15 protein-coding genes, 1 other RNA gene and 1 pseudogene are annotated in these 15,770 nt (G+C 56.6%); 9 read left to right on the top strand and 8 right to left on the bottom strand.

Annotated elements, in window-relative coordinates; all coding sequences use genetic code 11:
- Window positions 1-839, top strand: an 839-nt coding sequence (locus CH74_RS11025; RefSeq protein ID WP_156181491.1) for an esterase-like activity of phytase family protein, incomplete at its 5' end; no start/stop codon positions are given.
- A gap of 13 nt (window positions 840-852) precedes the next feature.
- Here the strand turns inward: CH74_RS11025 and CH74_RS11020 are convergent.
- Window positions 853-2,097: an FAD-binding oxidoreductase gene (locus CH74_RS11020; RefSeq protein ID WP_048307494.1), complete on the bottom strand. Its 1,245-nt coding sequence runs from the start codon at window positions 2,095-2,097 to the stop codon at window positions 853-855.
- Between the two features lie 151 nt (window positions 2,098-2,248).
- On the opposite strand from CH74_RS11020, the pseudogene CH74_RS18275 reads away from it, so the two are divergent.
- Window positions 2,249-2,353, top strand: a pseudogene (locus tag CH74_RS18275) (IS3 family transposase); the annotation flags it as partial.
- 69 nt (window positions 2,354-2,422) lie between these two features.
- Here the strand turns inward: CH74_RS18275 and dnaJ are convergent.
- From dnaJ to grpE, 3 genes are all read right to left on the bottom strand, one after another.
- A complete protein-coding gene (gene dnaJ / locus CH74_RS11015; RefSeq protein WP_048307493.1) occupies window positions 2,423-3,568 on the bottom strand; it encodes a molecular chaperone DnaJ in 1,146 nt (381 codons plus the stop codon).
- Window positions 3,569-3,657: 89 nt separating this feature from the next.
- A complete protein-coding gene (gene dnaK / locus CH74_RS11010; protein ID WP_048307492.1) occupies window positions 3,658-5,586 on the bottom strand; it encodes a molecular chaperone DnaK in 1,929 nt (642 codons plus the stop codon).
- A 115-nt stretch (window positions 5,587-5,701) separates the two neighbouring features.
- Window positions 5,702-6,352, bottom strand: coding sequence for a nucleotide exchange factor GrpE (gene grpE, locus CH74_RS11005; RefSeq protein WP_048307491.1), 651 nt, complete (start codon window positions 6,350-6,352; stop codon window positions 5,702-5,704).
- Between the two features lie 230 nt (window positions 6,353-6,582).
- On the opposite strand from grpE, the gene recN reads away from it, so the two are divergent.
- Entirely contained in the window at window positions 6,583-8,256 is a 1,674-nt protein-coding gene (recN, locus tag CH74_RS11000) for a DNA repair protein RecN (RefSeq protein ID WP_048307490.1), read from the top strand.
- Window positions 8,257-8,345: 89 nt separating this feature from the next.
- Here recN and fur read toward each other — a convergent pair whose 3' ends face one another.
- On the bottom strand, window positions 8,346-8,789 hold the full coding sequence (fur, locus tag CH74_RS10995) for a ferric iron uptake transcriptional regulator (RefSeq protein WP_048307489.1): 444 nt from the start codon (window positions 8,787-8,789) through the stop codon (window positions 8,346-8,348).
- A 72-nt stretch (window positions 8,790-8,861) separates the two neighbouring features.
- On the opposite strand from fur, the gene CH74_RS10990 reads away from it, so the two are divergent.
- Window positions 8,862-9,317: an outer membrane protein assembly factor BamE gene (locus tag CH74_RS10990; RefSeq protein ID WP_048307488.1), complete on the top strand. Its 456-nt coding sequence runs from the start codon at window positions 8,862-8,864 to the stop codon at window positions 9,315-9,317.
- A gap of 15 nt (window positions 9,318-9,332) precedes the next feature.
- Here CH74_RS10990 and CH74_RS10985 read toward each other — a convergent pair whose 3' ends face one another.
- Together CH74_RS10985 and CH74_RS10980 are read right to left on the bottom strand one after the other, a co-directional pair.
- Window positions 9,333-9,677: an RnfH family protein gene (locus CH74_RS10985; protein ID WP_048307487.1), complete on the bottom strand. Its 345-nt coding sequence runs from the start codon at window positions 9,675-9,677 to the stop codon at window positions 9,333-9,335.
- A complete protein-coding gene (locus tag CH74_RS10980; RefSeq protein WP_048307486.1) occupies window positions 9,664-10,101 on the bottom strand; it encodes a type II toxin-antitoxin system RatA family toxin in 438 nt (145 codons plus the stop codon). The genes CH74_RS10985 and CH74_RS10980 overlap by 14 nt, the downstream gene beginning before the upstream one ends.
- 204 nt (window positions 10,102-10,305) lie before the next feature.
- On the opposite strand from CH74_RS10980, the gene smpB reads away from it, so the two are divergent.
- From smpB to CH74_RS10970, 3 genes are all read left to right on the top strand, one after another.
- Window positions 10,306-10,785: an SsrA-binding protein SmpB gene (smpB, locus tag CH74_RS10975; RefSeq protein WP_048307485.1), complete on the top strand. Its 480-nt coding sequence runs from the start codon at window positions 10,306-10,308 to the stop codon at window positions 10,783-10,785.
- 58 nt (window positions 10,786-10,843) lie between these two features.
- Window positions 10,844-11,223, top strand: a transfer-messenger RNA (tmRNA) gene (ssrA, locus tag CH74_RS18270).
- Between the two features lie 378 nt (window positions 11,224-11,601).
- Window positions 11,602-12,846: a sodium:proton antiporter gene (locus CH74_RS10970; RefSeq protein ID WP_048307484.1), complete on the top strand. Its 1,245-nt coding sequence runs from the start codon at window positions 11,602-11,604 to the stop codon at window positions 12,844-12,846.
- Between the two features lie 16 nt (window positions 12,847-12,862).
- On the opposite strand, the gene CH74_RS10965 is transcribed toward CH74_RS10970, so the two are convergent.
- A complete protein-coding gene (locus CH74_RS10965; protein ID WP_048307483.1) occupies window positions 12,863-13,771 on the bottom strand; it encodes a LysR family transcriptional regulator in 909 nt (302 codons plus the stop codon).
- Between the two features lie 184 nt (window positions 13,772-13,955).
- Here CH74_RS10965 and ycaC point away from each other — a divergent pair, with 184 nt between their 5' ends.
- Entirely contained in the window at window positions 13,956-14,579 is a 624-nt protein-coding gene (ycaC, locus tag CH74_RS10960) for an isochorismate family cysteine hydrolase YcaC (RefSeq protein WP_048307482.1), read from the top strand.
- Window positions 14,580-14,758: 179 nt separating this feature from the next.
- A complete protein-coding gene (locus CH74_RS10955; RefSeq protein ID WP_048307481.1) occupies window positions 14,759-15,712 on the top strand; it encodes a pirin family protein in 954 nt (317 codons plus the stop codon).
- Window positions 15,713-15,770 lie beyond the last annotated feature (58 nt).

Below are 15,770 nucleotides of genomic sequence, written 5' to 3'. Positions count from 1 at the left end.
CCGGCAAATGGCAGGATGACTCGCCCGTGGGCGGACTCTCCGACCTGGCCTGGGATGAAGATGAATCCCTGCTTTACATGATCTCGGACCGCGGCTGGCTACACCGGGTGCGGCTGCGTTTTTCCGGCGACGAACTGGTTGGCCTCGATCCTCTGAAGACCTATGTGCTGCGCGATCGTCAGGGACGAGCATTGAACGAGGACGCAGCGGATGCAGAGTCCATGATCGTGCAGCGGGGCAATAACGGCGTTCGCGGCGACACCATGCTGCTGGTCGGCTTTGAACGCAACCACCGCATTCAGCGTTTTTACCCTAATGGCAAATCCGTGGGCAAACCCCTCAAGCCCAAGTGGCTACGCGACATAGCCTTCAATACAGGCGCTGAGGCCATGGGCCGTCATCCTCGGGAAGGAATTATCGTCGGGTTGGAAAATGCTCCCAGCGGCTCCGATAAGGCCAGTAGCTCCGGCAAGAGTAGCACCCGGCTATTTTCTCTAGGCAGCGAGGCCGAATGGGTCTATCCCCTGCTTAATGAGTCCGGTAACGCCCTGACTGCCCTGGAAACCTACGGCAGCGATTTATTGGCTCTGGAACGCGCTTTCGCACCACCAGCGCCGCTGGTCATTAGCTTGCGCCGGGTACGCCTGGGTAGCGACGGCCAGATCGATGTCGATACCCTGGCACAGCTTTCCAGCGGTGATGGATGGCGACTGGACAATTTCGAAGGTCTGACCCATCTTGGCGGCAACCGCTACCTGATGGTCAGCGACGACAACTTTCGCATGGTGCAAGAAACGCTGTTGAGCTGCTTCGAGCTACCTGCGCCGGAAGATAATTAATCCGGCGTGGACGTCAGCGGAATCGATCGGCGCGAAACGGCTGCATGTCGACCAGGGGTTCTTCACCGTCCATCATTTCGCCCAGCAGGCGGCCAGTGGTCGGCCCCAGGGTGAAGCCCTGATGACCGTGACCGAAGGCGAGCCACAGCCCGGAATGATTCGGCGCCGGGCCGATGACAGGCTTCATGTCCGGCATACAGGGCCGCGCGCCTTTCCATGGCGCCTCATCGAGCCGCTCACCCAAGGGGAACAGTTTGCGGGCCACCGCTTCTGCATCCTCGAGCTGCCCTGAATGCGGTGGCGCGTCGAGAATGTCCATTTCCGCACCGGTGGTCAGGCGAATTCCAGCGCGCATGGGCGTCAACAAATACCCGGTCTCAAAATCCATCAGCCAGTGATTGAGCTTGGCTTCGCCTTGAGTGGCGTAGTGCATGTGATAGCCGCGCATGGGGAACAGCGGCAACCGATAATCCAGCTGCTGCAACCATTTGGCCGACCAGGGTCCCATGGCTACCACCAGCTCTTCCGCCTCCAGATTGCCTTTGCTGGTGGCCAGATTCCAGCTGGCACCGGTCTGGGAAAAACTCTTCGCCTCGGCCTGCTCAATGCGCCCGCCCAGCGCCTCGAAGGCTTTGGCATAGGCCTGCACAAGGGCGCCGGGATCAATCACCGACCAGGCATTGGTCCAATGAATGGCCCCGGCCAGCGCATTGGAAACAAAGGGTTCTTGAGCTCTGAGCGCCGTCTGATCAAGAGTTTCAAACTCCACCCCGAAACGCTCTCTCATCTCATGGGCGATCGCCAGCTGCTCATCCAGCACTTGGCGCGTACGGAACCCCTCGAACCAGCCATTCTTCTTGATCAAGTCTTGCGCACCCGCCGCGTCGATCATCTTGGCGTGCTCGTCGGTGCAGTGCATGATCAAGGAGGCGTATTCCGGCACGATGCGGGCATAATTACTGGGCGCAGAGTGCCGCCAGAACTGCAACAGCGGCCCAGAGGCGGCCAGCATGCCGCGCAGACGATAGCGGATATCGATACTGCGATTGGGGATCAAGCGCCACAGGCTCGGCAAATCTCGAGGAAAGGGATGCGGTCGTACCGCTTCTCGCTGAATCAAGCCCGCATTGCCGAAGGAGGTTTCTCGCCCCGGCGCTTTGCGATCCACCAGCACCACCGAGCGCCCCCGCTTGGCCAGATGATAGGCAATACAGACACCGACCATGCCGGCGCCCAGAACAATGGTCTCGCGTGACATTCCTGACCTCTCTTGAGTAACGATATTGCGATCCGTCCGAGTCGCTTCAGACAGCGATAAAGTACGTTACAGTCTACGGCATGTAGGCTGATGCTCGCCAAGCTCAAGGCAACTTGTTCATTATCAAAGTCGTTTTGAAACCTCATACGCGCTTGATCATTACATGCACTACTACAATCACGAGCGTATCAAGCCGAAACTAATAGGCCTGAGCCCCGTGCAATACAGGACTCAGGCCTTGGCGCCGGCTGAATGAACCGTCCAACTATTGAAGATCAGTTCACTTCTCAGTGACGCGACTTTTTGCTCTTGAAGCTAACCGATCCTAGGACTTCATATCTTCGAAGAAACGCTTAACGCCATCGAACCAGCCATCCTTCTTCGGTGAATGATGGTTGCTGTTGCCCAGGCTATCCTGGAACTCCCGTAGCAGACCCTTCTGATGCTCGGTCAGATGCACTGGAGTCTCTACCACCACCTTACACAGCAGATCACCCGCGGGACCACCGCGCACCGGCTTGACGCCTTTACCACGCAATCGGAACAGTTTGCCGGTCTGGGTCTCGGCAGGGATCTTTAGCTTGACCCGGCCTTCCAGGGTAGGTACTTCCAGCTCACCGCCCAGTGCCGCATCGATGAAGTTGATCGGCATTTCGCAATGCAAATGACGACCATCTCGCTCGAAGATCGGGTGCGGTTTGATGGCGACCTGTACGTAAAGATCTCCTGGCGGGCCACTATTGATTCCACTTTCGCCTTCGTTGTTAAGACGAATACGATCGCCGGTGTCCACGCCGGAAGGAATCTTCACCGACAGTGTGCGGGTCTCGCGCACCCGGCCTTCGCCGCGACATTCACGGCAGGGCACCTTAATGGATTCACCGCTACCATGACAGGTCGGGCAGGTTTGCTGCACAGCAAAGAAGCCCTGCTGCATGCGTACCTGTCCCATACCGTGACAGGTGGGGCAGGTTTCCTTGCTGGAGCCCGGCTCGGCGCCGTTTCCGTCGCAGTGATCGCAAGGCACGTGGCGCGGCACGCGAATGTCCACGGTGGTGCCGGCTACTGCGTCCTCGAGATCGAGCTCCAGGTTATAGCGCAGATCGGAGCCTCGCTGAGGCGCATTGGGGTTACGCCGACCACCGCCACCGCCGAAGATATCCCCGAACACATCGCCGAAGATATCGCTGAACCCGCCGGCTCCCGCGCCACCGAAGCCGCCACCGCCAAAGCCGCCGGCCTGGCCGTCGACACCGGCGTGACCGAACTGATCGTAGGCCGCACGCTTCTCGCTGTCGGCGAGGATTTCATAAGCCTCGGATATTTCGCGGAATTTCTCTGCCGCGGAATCGTCATCCGGGTTGCGATCCGGATGGTACTTCTGGGCCAAGCGACGATACGCCTTCTTGATCTCTTTCTGATCGGCTTCGCGCTCGACGCCCAGCACTTCATAGTAGTCACGCTTGGACATGGATCTGTCCGCCTCCGTGTCGAATAGACGGAAACGACAGCGCGGGAGTCATGCCCCCGCGCCGCCGTCGTCCGTGTCAGACGTCGTGGTTATTGCTTCTTCTGGTCGTCATTGACTTCTTCATACTCGGCGTCAACCACGTCATCTTCTTTCTTCTGCTGGGTGCCTTCAGCTTGGGCGCCATCCTGGGGCGTCTCGGCCTGCTCGGCGTACATCTTTTGAGCCAGGCTGCCGGAGGCTTCGGTCAGCGCATCCAGCTTGGTCTGGATAGCCTGCGGATCGTCACCCTTGAGCGCTTCTTCCAGCTCGGAGATAGCCGTCTCGATCTTCTGCTTATCCTCCTCGGAGGCCTTGTCGCCGGCTTCGTCGAGAGTCTTGCGCGATGCGTGAATCATGCCATCCGCCTGATTGCGAAGCTGCACCAGCTCCTCGAACTTCTTGTCCTCGTCGGCATGCGCCTCGGCATCCTGAACCATCTGCTCGATCTCGTCATCGCTCAGACCGCTTGAGGCCTTGATGACGATGGACTGCTCCTTGCCGGTGGCTTTGTCCTTGGCAGAGACGTTCAAGATACCGTTGGCATCGAGATCGAAGGCAACTTCGATCTGGGGCACGCCTCGCGGTGCCGGCGGAATGTCAGCAAGATCGAAACGACCTAGCGACTTGTTCTGTCCGGACTGCTTGCGCTCACCCTGCAGCACATGGATGGTCACAGCCGTTTGATTGTCGTCCGCGGTCGAGAAGGTCTGGGTCTTCTTGGTCGGAATGGTGGTGTTCTTCTCGATCAGCGGCGTCATCACACCACCCAGAGTCTCGATACCCAGGGTCAGTGGCGTCACGTCGAGCAGCAGCACGTCCTTGACATCACCGCCCAGCACGCCGCCCTGGATTGCGGCACCCACGGCCACAGCCTCGTCCGGGTTGACGTCTTTGCGTGCTTCCTTACCGAAGAACTCCGCAGCCTTGGCCTGAACCAGTGGCATGCGTGTCTGGCCACCCACGAGAATGACATCGTCGATTTCGGAATTGGAAAGCCCGGCGTCTGCCAGCGCGGTTTTACACGGTCCAAGCGAGCGCTTGACCAGATCTTCGACCAAGGATTCGAGCTTGGCGCGGGTGATCTTGACGTTCAAGTGCTTGGGACCGGTGTTGTCTGCCGTAATGTAAGGCAGGTTGACGTCGGTCTGCTGGGCACTTGACAGCTCAATCTTGGCCTTCTCGGCGGCTTCTTTGAGACGCTGCATGGCCAGATTGTCACCGGACAGATCGATGCCGCTATCGGACTTGAACTGATCCACCAGGTAGTTGATCAGCTTGAGGTCGAAATCCTCACCGCCCAGGAAGGTATCGCCATTGGTGGCCAACACTTCAAACTGGGTTTCGCCATCAACGTCGGCTACTTCGATGATCGAGATATCAAAGGTACCACCACCCAGGTCGTAGACCGCGATGGTCTTGTCACCGCGAGCTTTGTCCATGCCATAGGCAAGCGCCGCCGCGGTCGGCTCGTTGATGATGCGCTTGACCTCGAGGCCGGCGATACGACCGGCGTCTTTGGTGGCCTGACGCTGTGAGTCGTTGAAGTAGGCCGGCACGGTGATGACGGCTTCCGTAACGGATTCGCCCAGATAATCCTCGGCGGTCTTCTTCATCTTCTTCAGCACTTCGGCGCTGACCTGGGGAGGCGCCATCTTCTTGCCCTTGACCTCGACCCAGGCATCGCCGTTGTCGGCACTGGCGATGGTGTAGGGCACCATCTTGATGTCTTTTTGCACGACATCATCCTGGAAACGGCGGCCAATCAGACGCTTGATGGCGTACAAGGTGTTGGTCGGGTTGGTCACTGCCTGACGCTTGGCGGCTTGGCCTACCAAGGTTTCGCCATCATCGGTGTAGGCGATGATGGAAGGCGTCGTACGCGTGCCTTCAGCGTTTTCGATGACCTTGGGCTTGTCACCATCGAGTACGGCGACACAAGAGTTGGTGGTTCCTAAATCAATACCAATTATGCGACCCATATAAATACCTCAAAATTATTGCTTGACTGTTTGTAACGACTTGCGTTGTGTCTTTGACGTCTATTTGGGGGCTTGAATGCACCTTTCAAGGGGGGCGTCCTATCAAGCCGTCAATTCATTGTGCGGATTTGCTGACCACTACCATGGCTGGACGCACCAATCGTCCATTGAGCACGTAGCCTTTTTGGATCACGTCCATCACGGTGTTGGGATCGAGATCGCCGTTGGGCACCATGGTCATGGCTTCGTGATACTGAGGGTCAAATGGCTCGCCCTGAGGATCGACAGGCTCGACGCCGAACTTGGCCAACACATCGAGCTGCAGCTTCAAGGTCATCGAGACCCCTTCCCGGTGTGCGTCGCTGGCACCATCTCCCATGGCGTCAAATGCTTTCTCCAGGCTATCGACGACTGGCAAAAGCTCCTTGACGAACTTCTCAAGGGCGAATTTGCGTGCTTTTTCTACATCCTGCTCGGCACGCCGGCGCACATTCTGACTCTCGGCGGCAGCACGCAGCGCTTGATCCTTGGCCTCGCCCAGGGCCTGCTCGAGCTCTTCGACCCTGGCGGCCAACACATCGGCCTCAGGGTCTTCGATGGCTTCCGCATTGAACAGCGCATCGTCCTCCGCCAGGGCCCTTTCGCCCGCATCCGCATCATCAAGCTGACCTTCGATGGGCTCGGCCTGAGGCTCTGCATCACGCTCGGCGCGCTGCATTTCTTCACTGATTGGTTCATCACTTGGTACTTGTGGATCTCTAGCCATGTCGCTCTCCTGACATCACTGAACTTAAACGAAGTTAAATGAAATGAGCGGCCCAAAGCCGCGAAGGTCATTGATTTGCTCCCTATATGGGGTTGTCGTGAGAGATCTCAAGGCATGCTTTTACGTTGTGACGTTGCATTGGCATGAGGGATTGAAGAAAGGACATCGGGTACTGTATAAACACACAGATCGGATTCGATGATTCTTTATTCACTACACTGGAGGTGATCATGCTCGTCCAGCTTGCGGTTCGTGACTTTGCCATCGTCGAGCGTCTTGATCTCGATCTGCATGACGGCATGACCGCTATTACCGGTGAAACCGGCGCCGGCAAATCGGTTCTACTGGGTGCTTTAGGGCTGTGTCTTGGTGAACGAGCCGACGCCGCCAGTGTCCGCCATGGAGCCAAACGCGCGGATCTCAGCGCTCGCTTCGATATTGAGCGATTGCCTGTCGCAAAGGCATGGCTCGAGGCCCGGGAGTTGCCCACGGAAGATTGTCTGCTGCGCAGAGTCGTGACTGCCAACGGTCGCTCCAAGGCCTGGATCAACGGCCAACCCTGCACGGTAAGCGATCTCAAGGCGCTAGGCGAGCACCTGATCGAGATTCACGGACAGCATGCCCACCAGGCGCTGCTACAAGAAGACACCCACTTACGCCTGCTCGACGATTTCGCCGACCAGAGCGATGCTGTCAACGAACTGGGCGTCACCTTTCGCCAATGGCAGGAAGCACGCCGTCGATTGAAGCATCTGTCAGATAGCGGTGATGAGATTCAGGCTCGTCGCCAGCTGCTGCGCTATCAGGTAGAAGAGCTTGACCAACTGGCGCTGGCCGATAGCGAACTCGAGGCGCTGGAGCAGGAGCAAGTTCTACTGGCCCATGCGGAAGAGACGTTACGGGAAACGCAGCTTGCGGTGGATTGTTGCGATCATGATGAAGGCGGGGCGCTAACGCTGCTCCATCAGGCATTGACGCGTATTGGCAACTTGCCCGGCGCCGAGCATGGTCCACTTGCCGAAGCCCGCAGCATGCTTGGCGACGCCCAGATACAGATCGAGGAGGCAGCGCGAGAGCTGCACTGTTTCATCGATCACACGGAACTCGATCCGGAACGCCTGGCTCAGGTAGAGGAACGCCTTGCAGAGATTCATCGCGTCGCGCGCAAGCATCATGTGATGCCGGAAGAATTGATCGAACTGCAGCAGCGACTGCGCGACGAACTAGATTCTTTAGAAGGCGGCGAACACGACCTGGAAGCATTGACGGCTAACGTCGAAACCATTCGAGAGATTTATCGCAAGGCTGCTCGTAGCATCAGTAAGAAGCGCCATAAGGCGGCAGTCGCCTTTGGCAAGGAAGTGCAGGATCAGCTGGGCTTTCTTGCCATGGGCAAGGCGCGTTTCGAGGTTGACATTGCCTCTCGAGACACGCCGCAGCCCAACGGTCTGGATTCAGTGCGCTTCTTGATCAGTGCCAATCCCGGTCAGCCGGCACGCCCGTTGGCCAAAGTTGCCTCCGGGGGCGAGCTATCCCGCATCAGTCTGGCCATTCAGGTTGTCGCGGCAAGTCACAGCACCATCGCAACGCTGGTCTTTGATGAGGTAGACGTAGGGGTATCAGGTGCCACCGCCGAGATCGTGGGACAGCTCTTGCGACGCTTGGGTCAGTCCGGTCAGGTTATGACCGTCACTCACCTGCCCCAGGTGGCCGCTCAGGCGCATCAACATCTGCATATCGAGAAACAAGCCGCTGAGGACGTGACACTAACGCAGATGGCGCTGCTCGATGAGGCCGGTCGCGTCAAGGAACTGGCGCGTATGCTCGGCGGCATCCATCTATCGGATAGAACCCTGGCTCATGCCCGAGAGATGCTGGATGCCAGCCAACGGGCTCATCATTGATGCGTCCAGCCAGACACATTCCAACAATTGAAAACGCCAGCCTCAAAAGCTGGCGTTTTTTAACTTGGCAGAGCACACATACTGCAGTGCTAGGACTTCTTGACGCCTTCCTGGCGAGTCGCCCGAGAGCCCTTGGGCCGCACATATAACACCAAGGCATGGTCGACGAGCTCGTAGCCGTGTTCTTCGACGATTTCCTGCTGGCGACGCTCAATCTGATCATCGAAGAACTCAATGATCTGGCCACTTTCCAGGCACACCATGTGATCATGATGTTCCTCGTGGGACATTTCAAAGACCGCATGCCCGCCGTCGAAATTATGACGCACCACGAGGCCCGCGGTCTCAAACTGCGTCAGCACGCGATAAACGGTTGCCAAGCCCACGTCCTCACCGGCATCCAACAACGCCTTGTAAACATCTTCGGCGCTAAGATGATCACCCGTGGAACTTTCAAGGATTTGCAGGATCTTGACACGAGGCAGTGTAACCTTGAGTCCCGCCCTGCGTAGTTCGTGGTTCTGATCGGCCATGATAGCTCTTCGCAGTATTGTGATGGGTCGGGTATGATCGGCCCAAGAAACGATAGTGAAGAATGGAGCCAAATGCAAAATCTTATCAAAATAGCCACCTTTTCCATTGCTCTCTCCCTGATGGGTGGCTGCAGTTATTTTAGCGTCTACAAGCGCGATTTGCCCCAGGGCAATCTGTTCACTCAAGACATGGTCACCCAGCTAAAGCCGGGCATGAGCCGCGAACAGGTCGCCTATGTCATGGGCATGCCGCTTTTGAGAACACCCTTCGATGAAAATCAATGGGAATATGTGTCTCGACTGGATGAAGCCTATGCCGGAGTAAAGCAGCGTCGAGTGACCTTGACCTTCGCCAACAACCAGTTGGTCGATATCAAGACGTCGGGAGATATGGATGCCAACATGGAGCTGTCGCCAGATTCCGATCTGGGCCCGGCCCTGGATCCTGGCGGCGTCGAGCCGATACCTGGCAGCTCGCCAGTACCCGCTCCGGGGGAAGAACCGGATAGTCGCGGGGAGCGAATCTAGCCCATATCGTCATTTTTAACCTCGGGCGTTGCGTGTTGCACGTTTCGCCCGCGCTTGTTTGGGATCAATGTGTAGAGGTCGGTAGATTTCGACACGATCGCCGGCTCGCAGCACATGTTGGTCAGGGTCGCGCAGCAGCTTGCCGAAAATTCCTAGCGCGCCCTGTGTGAACGTTTCTAGGGGTAAAGCGGGGAAATACTGCGGCATCTGCGCCATCGCGACCGCTTGTCGAGCAGTAGTGCCCGGCGAAACGGTCAAGACGACTATCTTTTGAGACTCAGGAAGAGCAAAGGCAACCTCCACGATTAGCGGCTCACCGCCAGCTGACACGGCGGTACCGACATCGTCATTTTTTTCCATAGACGACATCGGCGCGCCGGGTAAACGCCTCGACCTGCTGCTTGGCCATCTGGTTGAATAATTTACCAAACGCCATGCCCAACAATCGATTGGAGAACTCGAAATTCATCTCGAGGCTAACCTTGCAGGCTTCTTGCCCCATAGGCATGAACAGCCAGCGCCCACGCATATGCTTGAAGGGGCCATTGACCAAAGAAAGCTCGATGCGCTCGGGCTCATAAAGATCGTTGCGCGTAGTAAAACTCTGCTCGACGCCGGCCTTACCCAACGTCAGCTCGCCAATGAGGTGGTCTTCGTCGCGCTCGATCAAGCGCGTGCGACGACAGCCAGGCAAAAATTCAGGGTAGCGTTCGAAATCGTTGACCAAGTCGAACATGGCTTGCGGGGAATGCCGCACCAAAGCAGATCGATTGACCGTAGGCATATACCTCTCCGCTGAAGTCACTATGCTGACGCATTTTACTCGTATGCCTGATTCATGTGTCTATGCAATACACATATTTATGCACTATTGCGAACGCACGCCAAGGCGTACCATGATCATTATCACGCCAAGACCTTGAATGGTATCACGCTTTGCCCCATATCGAAGGGCTGGCGGATATGGCATATCAGGACAAGAGGACTCATGGCCACGAAAAAAGCCAAGAAGGCAGGCAGCAATGTCATCGCACTGAACAAGAAGGCGCGCTTTGAATATCATATCGAAGAGACCTTCGAAGCTGGGCTTGCGCTGGCGGGGTGGGAAGTCAAAAGCATGCGCGCCGGGAAAGCGCAGCTCACCGACACCTACATTCTCATCAAGGAAGCCGAAGCCTGGTTGCTGGGTAGCCATATTATGCCACTGAACACCGCCAGCACTCATGTAATCGCCGATCCGACTCGCACACGTAAACTACTGTTGCATCGCAAGGAAATTGCCCGGATTTTCTCGCGTACCCAAGATAAGGGGCACACTTGCGTACCGCTCAAGCTGTACTGGAAGAAAAACCTGATCAAGTGTGAGCTTGCCCTGGTGACCGGCAAGAAGCTGCACGACAAGCGTGCCACTGAGAAGGCGCGGGACTGGGATCGCCAAAAAGCCCGTATCATGCGGGAAAACAAATAGCGCGAGGGGCTTGAGCTGGCGTTGGTCCATCCCCACCTGTTAGAATAGCCACTTATCTGGGGGCGACATGGCTTCGACGTCGATGGCAACCTCCTAGGTGCATGCCGAGAGCGTGATGTATCTCGTAAATTCAACATCACGACTAAATAGTCGCAAACGACGAAAACTATGCTCAAGGTGCACTGGCAGCGTAAAAACTGCTAGTTGTTAGCCTGGCCCCAAGGCGATGTGCCTGTTCATGGCTAAGGGGATACGAGCTAAAGCTGACAGGATCGTGATTGGCGGTGTCTTCACGTCAATCGCTAAACTAAAGAAGAATCGCGGTGTGGAATCCTGCTCGTCGGAGTCCACAGCGTTAAATCAAAAGACGGACCTAAGCATGTAGAGCCGAAGAGCGAGTATCGGCGGACGGGGGTTCAATTCCCCCCGCCTCCACCAAACAAGGGTTTCAGGACACACTAAGAAACACCAGAAACCGCATGAACAGGGGCCTCAGGGCCCCTTTCTTGTGTCTGGACATTTTATAGCATTCCTTGACTCGCCCCCGCTCAAGGGGCATATACGGCGGCATAATGTGTGCCGGACGTTATTCAGTCGAGGCTACCAATTCTTTTCCTACCGAATGACCAGAAATACCTTTCAACAACTTCTACAAATACAAGTCAGTCTTCTATCTAATGACTGACCCAAAGCCAGAAGCAGCGTTCTTTCCATGAGTATGATGATTTGCGCTGGCAAGCGAGGCCGCAGACCATGAGTCGCGACACCGCATCAAATTGCGTATAACGACTTGTCCTGGAACAGGATTACTAGAACATGCAGCACGAAGCGTTTTTCACTCTGAGTTCTTATCATGTTGCTCTAGCGGTCGTCGGCGCAATTGTGATCGTGGCGCGTTGGCTACCGCGTCTGATATCCAAGCGTGAACCTGTGGCGGCCCCGCTCATGATCCTTTTTGGTGCAGGCGCCACATTATTGCTGCCGGGTTTGCCGGTGCTACCCGATCCGCGCCAAACGCCCCTGCCTTGGGAGCTGATGAGCGAGCTGACCATCATCGTTGCACTATTTGCTGCAGGTATGCGTATCGACAGCTTGCAGCCATGGAAAAAATGGACGCCGACACTGCGGATGCTGGCTATCGCGATGCCATTGACCATTTTCACAGTAACTTTGCTGGGAGTCGGGTTGGCGGGACTGACGGTGGCGGGTGCGATTCTTCTCGGCGCTGTGCTGGCTCCAACCGATCCGGTTTTGGCATCGGACGTGCAAGTTGGTCCGCCACATGAGGGCTCGGAACATCCCGTTCGCTTTACTTTGAGCACAGAAGCCGGCCTGAACGACGGGCTGGCATTTCCATTTGTGTATTTGGGACTGATTGTAGCTGCGGAAGGCTTGAACCCCGCTGCCTGGGGGTTGGACTGGATTTTATGGGATGTCTTCTATCGCATCGTTCTGGGCGTTGTCATGGGCTGGATCAGCGGCAAGGCGCTTGGGTACATTCTTTTTACCGTGCCCAAAGACGCTCTTTTAGCCGAAACCGGTTCAGGCGTGATCGCATTTGCAGCAGTACTGATGTGCTATGGCTTGACCGAAATAGTCGAAGGGTATGGCTTTATCGCTGTTGCGATCCTTGGGCTGACCTTGCGGCGGATAGAAGAGGAGCATCACTTTCACCGTCGCCTGCACGATTTCTGTGAATCCATCGAGGACGCGCTTACCGCGCTACTACTTGTTGCCCTGGGCAGTGTCCTTCCGCTTTTGTTGGCGGATCTGAGCTGGACGCATTTCGTCGTAACCATTGTACTGCTCATGGTCATCCGCCCTGTCTCGGGATGGGTTGCGCTACTGAGAACCGATCTTGATCTTCGCAGCAGGGCTGTGGTTTCGGTGTACGGAGTGCGGGGCATCGGCTCAATTTATTATTTGTGCTACGCGGGGAACCATTTAGAGTTCATCAACGAGATTCAGCTTTGGTCGCTCGTTGGCCTGGTTATTCTTCTATCGACGATCTTGCACGGTTTCAGCGTCGGCTGGGCACTGGACCGGTTGAATAAAGATTGATCTCGCGATTGCCTCACTACCCCCAATCCCAATAGGGTTGAGCACTAAAACGCAAGGACAACAAGTCGACCAGCATGCTCACCTTGGTGGACAGATGCCGGTGTCGGGGATATAGCGCACTCAGCGTGATATCGGATGGTGGGTAGTCATCAAGAAGCGTGCGTAGTTGCCCGCTCTGTAGAGCCTCGCCGGCAATAAAGGTTGGCAGCATGGCAATACCTTGATGATTTATCGCGGCGTCACGCAGAGGCTCGGCGTTGTTTGCCCACATGACGCAGTTGATTGCATAGCTTTGCTCGCCTTCCGGCCCTCGTAAGCGCCATCTGCTACCGGAATCCAGATAGCCATAGTGCAAACAGCGGTGCGCGCTAAGTTCAGCGGGCTTCGATGGTATCCCCCAGCGCTGTAGATAGTCCGGCGATGCGCAAAGCACCCGCCGGGCGATCACCAGCTCCCGAGTCACAAGACTGGTAGTCGCTTGCGGAGTTCCAATCCGTATCGTTACATCGAATCCTTCCTCGATCGGGTCGATAACGCGGTCATTGAGTACCAGCTCCACATGAACCTTGGGATACAGCGCCATATATTCGGCGATCACTCGGGATAGATGATGGGTGCCAAAAGACATGGGGGCGTTGACGCGCAGATTGCCGGTTGGCTCACCTTGCAGCGACGTGACGGATGAAATTGCGTCGTCCAGATCGCCAAGAATTTGCCGGCAGCGATCGTAGAACGCCATGCCGGTATCCGTAGGAGTGACCTGCCGCGTACTGCGCCGCAGCAACTGTATGCCGAGCTCCTGCTCGAGATTGATGACGGCCTTGTTGACTACCGACCGGGACAGGTTCATCTCGCGCGCTGCGGCGGCAAAACCACCGGCCTCTACAACCCGGGTAAATGCGCGGATACCGGCAAAGCGATCCATTTTTAGCCTCTAATTGTCGCTAAAATAATGACAGTATGTCATTGAAATTACGCATTGTATTTATTTTAGATCGGATTCACGATGATGCCATTAGTCAGCGAGGAAATGGAAACCGCATCTTGTTCTTAGGTGAACCATTTTCCACGGTGGTTTATCACCCAACTGCAAACCCAGGAGATGTTTGATGTCCTTTACCTACAACCGGCTCAATAAAGACGATGTGGCAGTGTTGATGGTCGATCACCAGGCGGGCCTGCTGTCCTTGGTACGCGACTACAACATGGACGAATTCAAAAACAACGTCCTGGCGGTTGCCGATATCGCCAAGTTCTTCAACCTGCCTACCATCCTGACCACCAGCTTCGCGGACGGCCCCAACGGCCCGATCGTGCCCGAGCTGAAAGAAAAGTTCCCCGACGCGCCCTTGATCGCCCGGCCCGGCCAGATCAATGCCTGGGACAACGAAGAATTCGTCCAGGCGGTCAAGGATACCGGCAAGAAGCAGTTGCTCATCGCCGGCGTCGTCACCGATGTATGCGTCGCTTTCCCGGCGCTGTCGGCCTTGGAAGAAGGCTATGAAGTGTTTGCGATCACCGATGCTTCCGGCACCTTCAATACCGCCGTGCGAGATGCCGCCTGGAACCGCATGTCCCAGGCTGGTGTGCAATTGATGAACTGGTTTGCGGTCGGCTGCGAATTGCACCGTGACTGGCGCAACGACATCGACGGCTTCGGCGCCATTCTGGTCAATCATCTGCCGGCCTACGCCAACTTGATCCAGAGCCGGACTGCAGCAGAGAACGGCTAACGACGCAGTTGAATCACCCTTCGTCCGGTATGCCCCGCGTCACGTATGTCGACAGCATGCGGCTTGGCCGCATATAGGGCACTGTCGGTCCTGGTTCGGCCAGTGAACTTTCGGACTCGCTATCCTATGGACGTTGGCCATTCACTGAAAAATATGGATCTATCCAGGACACTGATGCCATGAGCAATACCGAATCAAATCCTGCACTGTTCGAATCATTCGAGTGCCCCATCGTTGATGGTCACCGGCTTATTCAGCACCTCTCATCGCGTACCGCCGAAGTGGGCGGCATTCCCATCAATCGGGTTCTGCCCCAACGCAAAAGGCGCATGATCGGGGCGTGGTGCTTTCTGGATCATGCAGGGCCTGCGGTATTTTCCGTGGACAGCCAGGGCATGCGCGTCGGCCCGCATCCGCATACCAGCTTGCAGACCTTCACCTGGATGCTGGCTGGGGACATCTTGCATCGGGACAGTCTGGGGAGCGAACAGGTGATTCGCCCTGGCGAGGTCAATTTGATGACCGCCGGTCGTGGTATCTCGCACACCGAAGAATCGCTTTCGAGCGAATCCCAGCTGCACGCGGCCCAGCTTTGGATCGCGCTGCCCCATGCCCACCGGCATACCGAGCCACGCTTCGATCATTATCCCGACCTGCCACGTTGGCAGGAGCAGGGCGTCGATATCACGTTGCTTACCGGCGCGCTGAACGGTCGCGAAGCGCCCACTCTCGCATTCTCGCCGTTGGTGGGTGCGGATATGCTCGCCGACGCCGCGACCACCGTTCACCTGAACCTGCACAATTACTTCGAATACGGCGTGCTCGTGCTCGAAGGTAGCCTGCGCATCGATCAGGACACCTTCGCACCAAACGAGCTTGCCTATCTGGGCTGCGGGCTTGATGACATCGCACTGGAACTCGACGCCAACACCCGCGTGCTGCTGCTGGGTGGCGAGCCGCTGAACGAAGAGATCTTCATCTGGTGGAACTTCGTGGGACACAGCAAGGCCGAGATTGCGAAGGCGCAGAAAGAATGGGAGGCCGGCGATGCGCGATTTGGCAATGTTCCGGCGTTTGACGGCGACCGGATGATGCCGCCACCCATCCCATGGCGCATCGAGCCTGATGCTTGATCGCGTAACCTCGAGAATTTGCGCCGTCGTAAGGAACACATTGGTCGGCGCAATCTTT

This window comes from Halomonas sp. PR-M31 (assembly GCF_001039575.1).
Lineage (GTDB): Bacteria > Pseudomonadota > Gammaproteobacteria > Pseudomonadales > Halomonadaceae > Modicisalibacter.
Note: the sequence above shows the minus strand (reverse complement) of the source record. Positions and strands in the feature narration are given on the sequence as shown.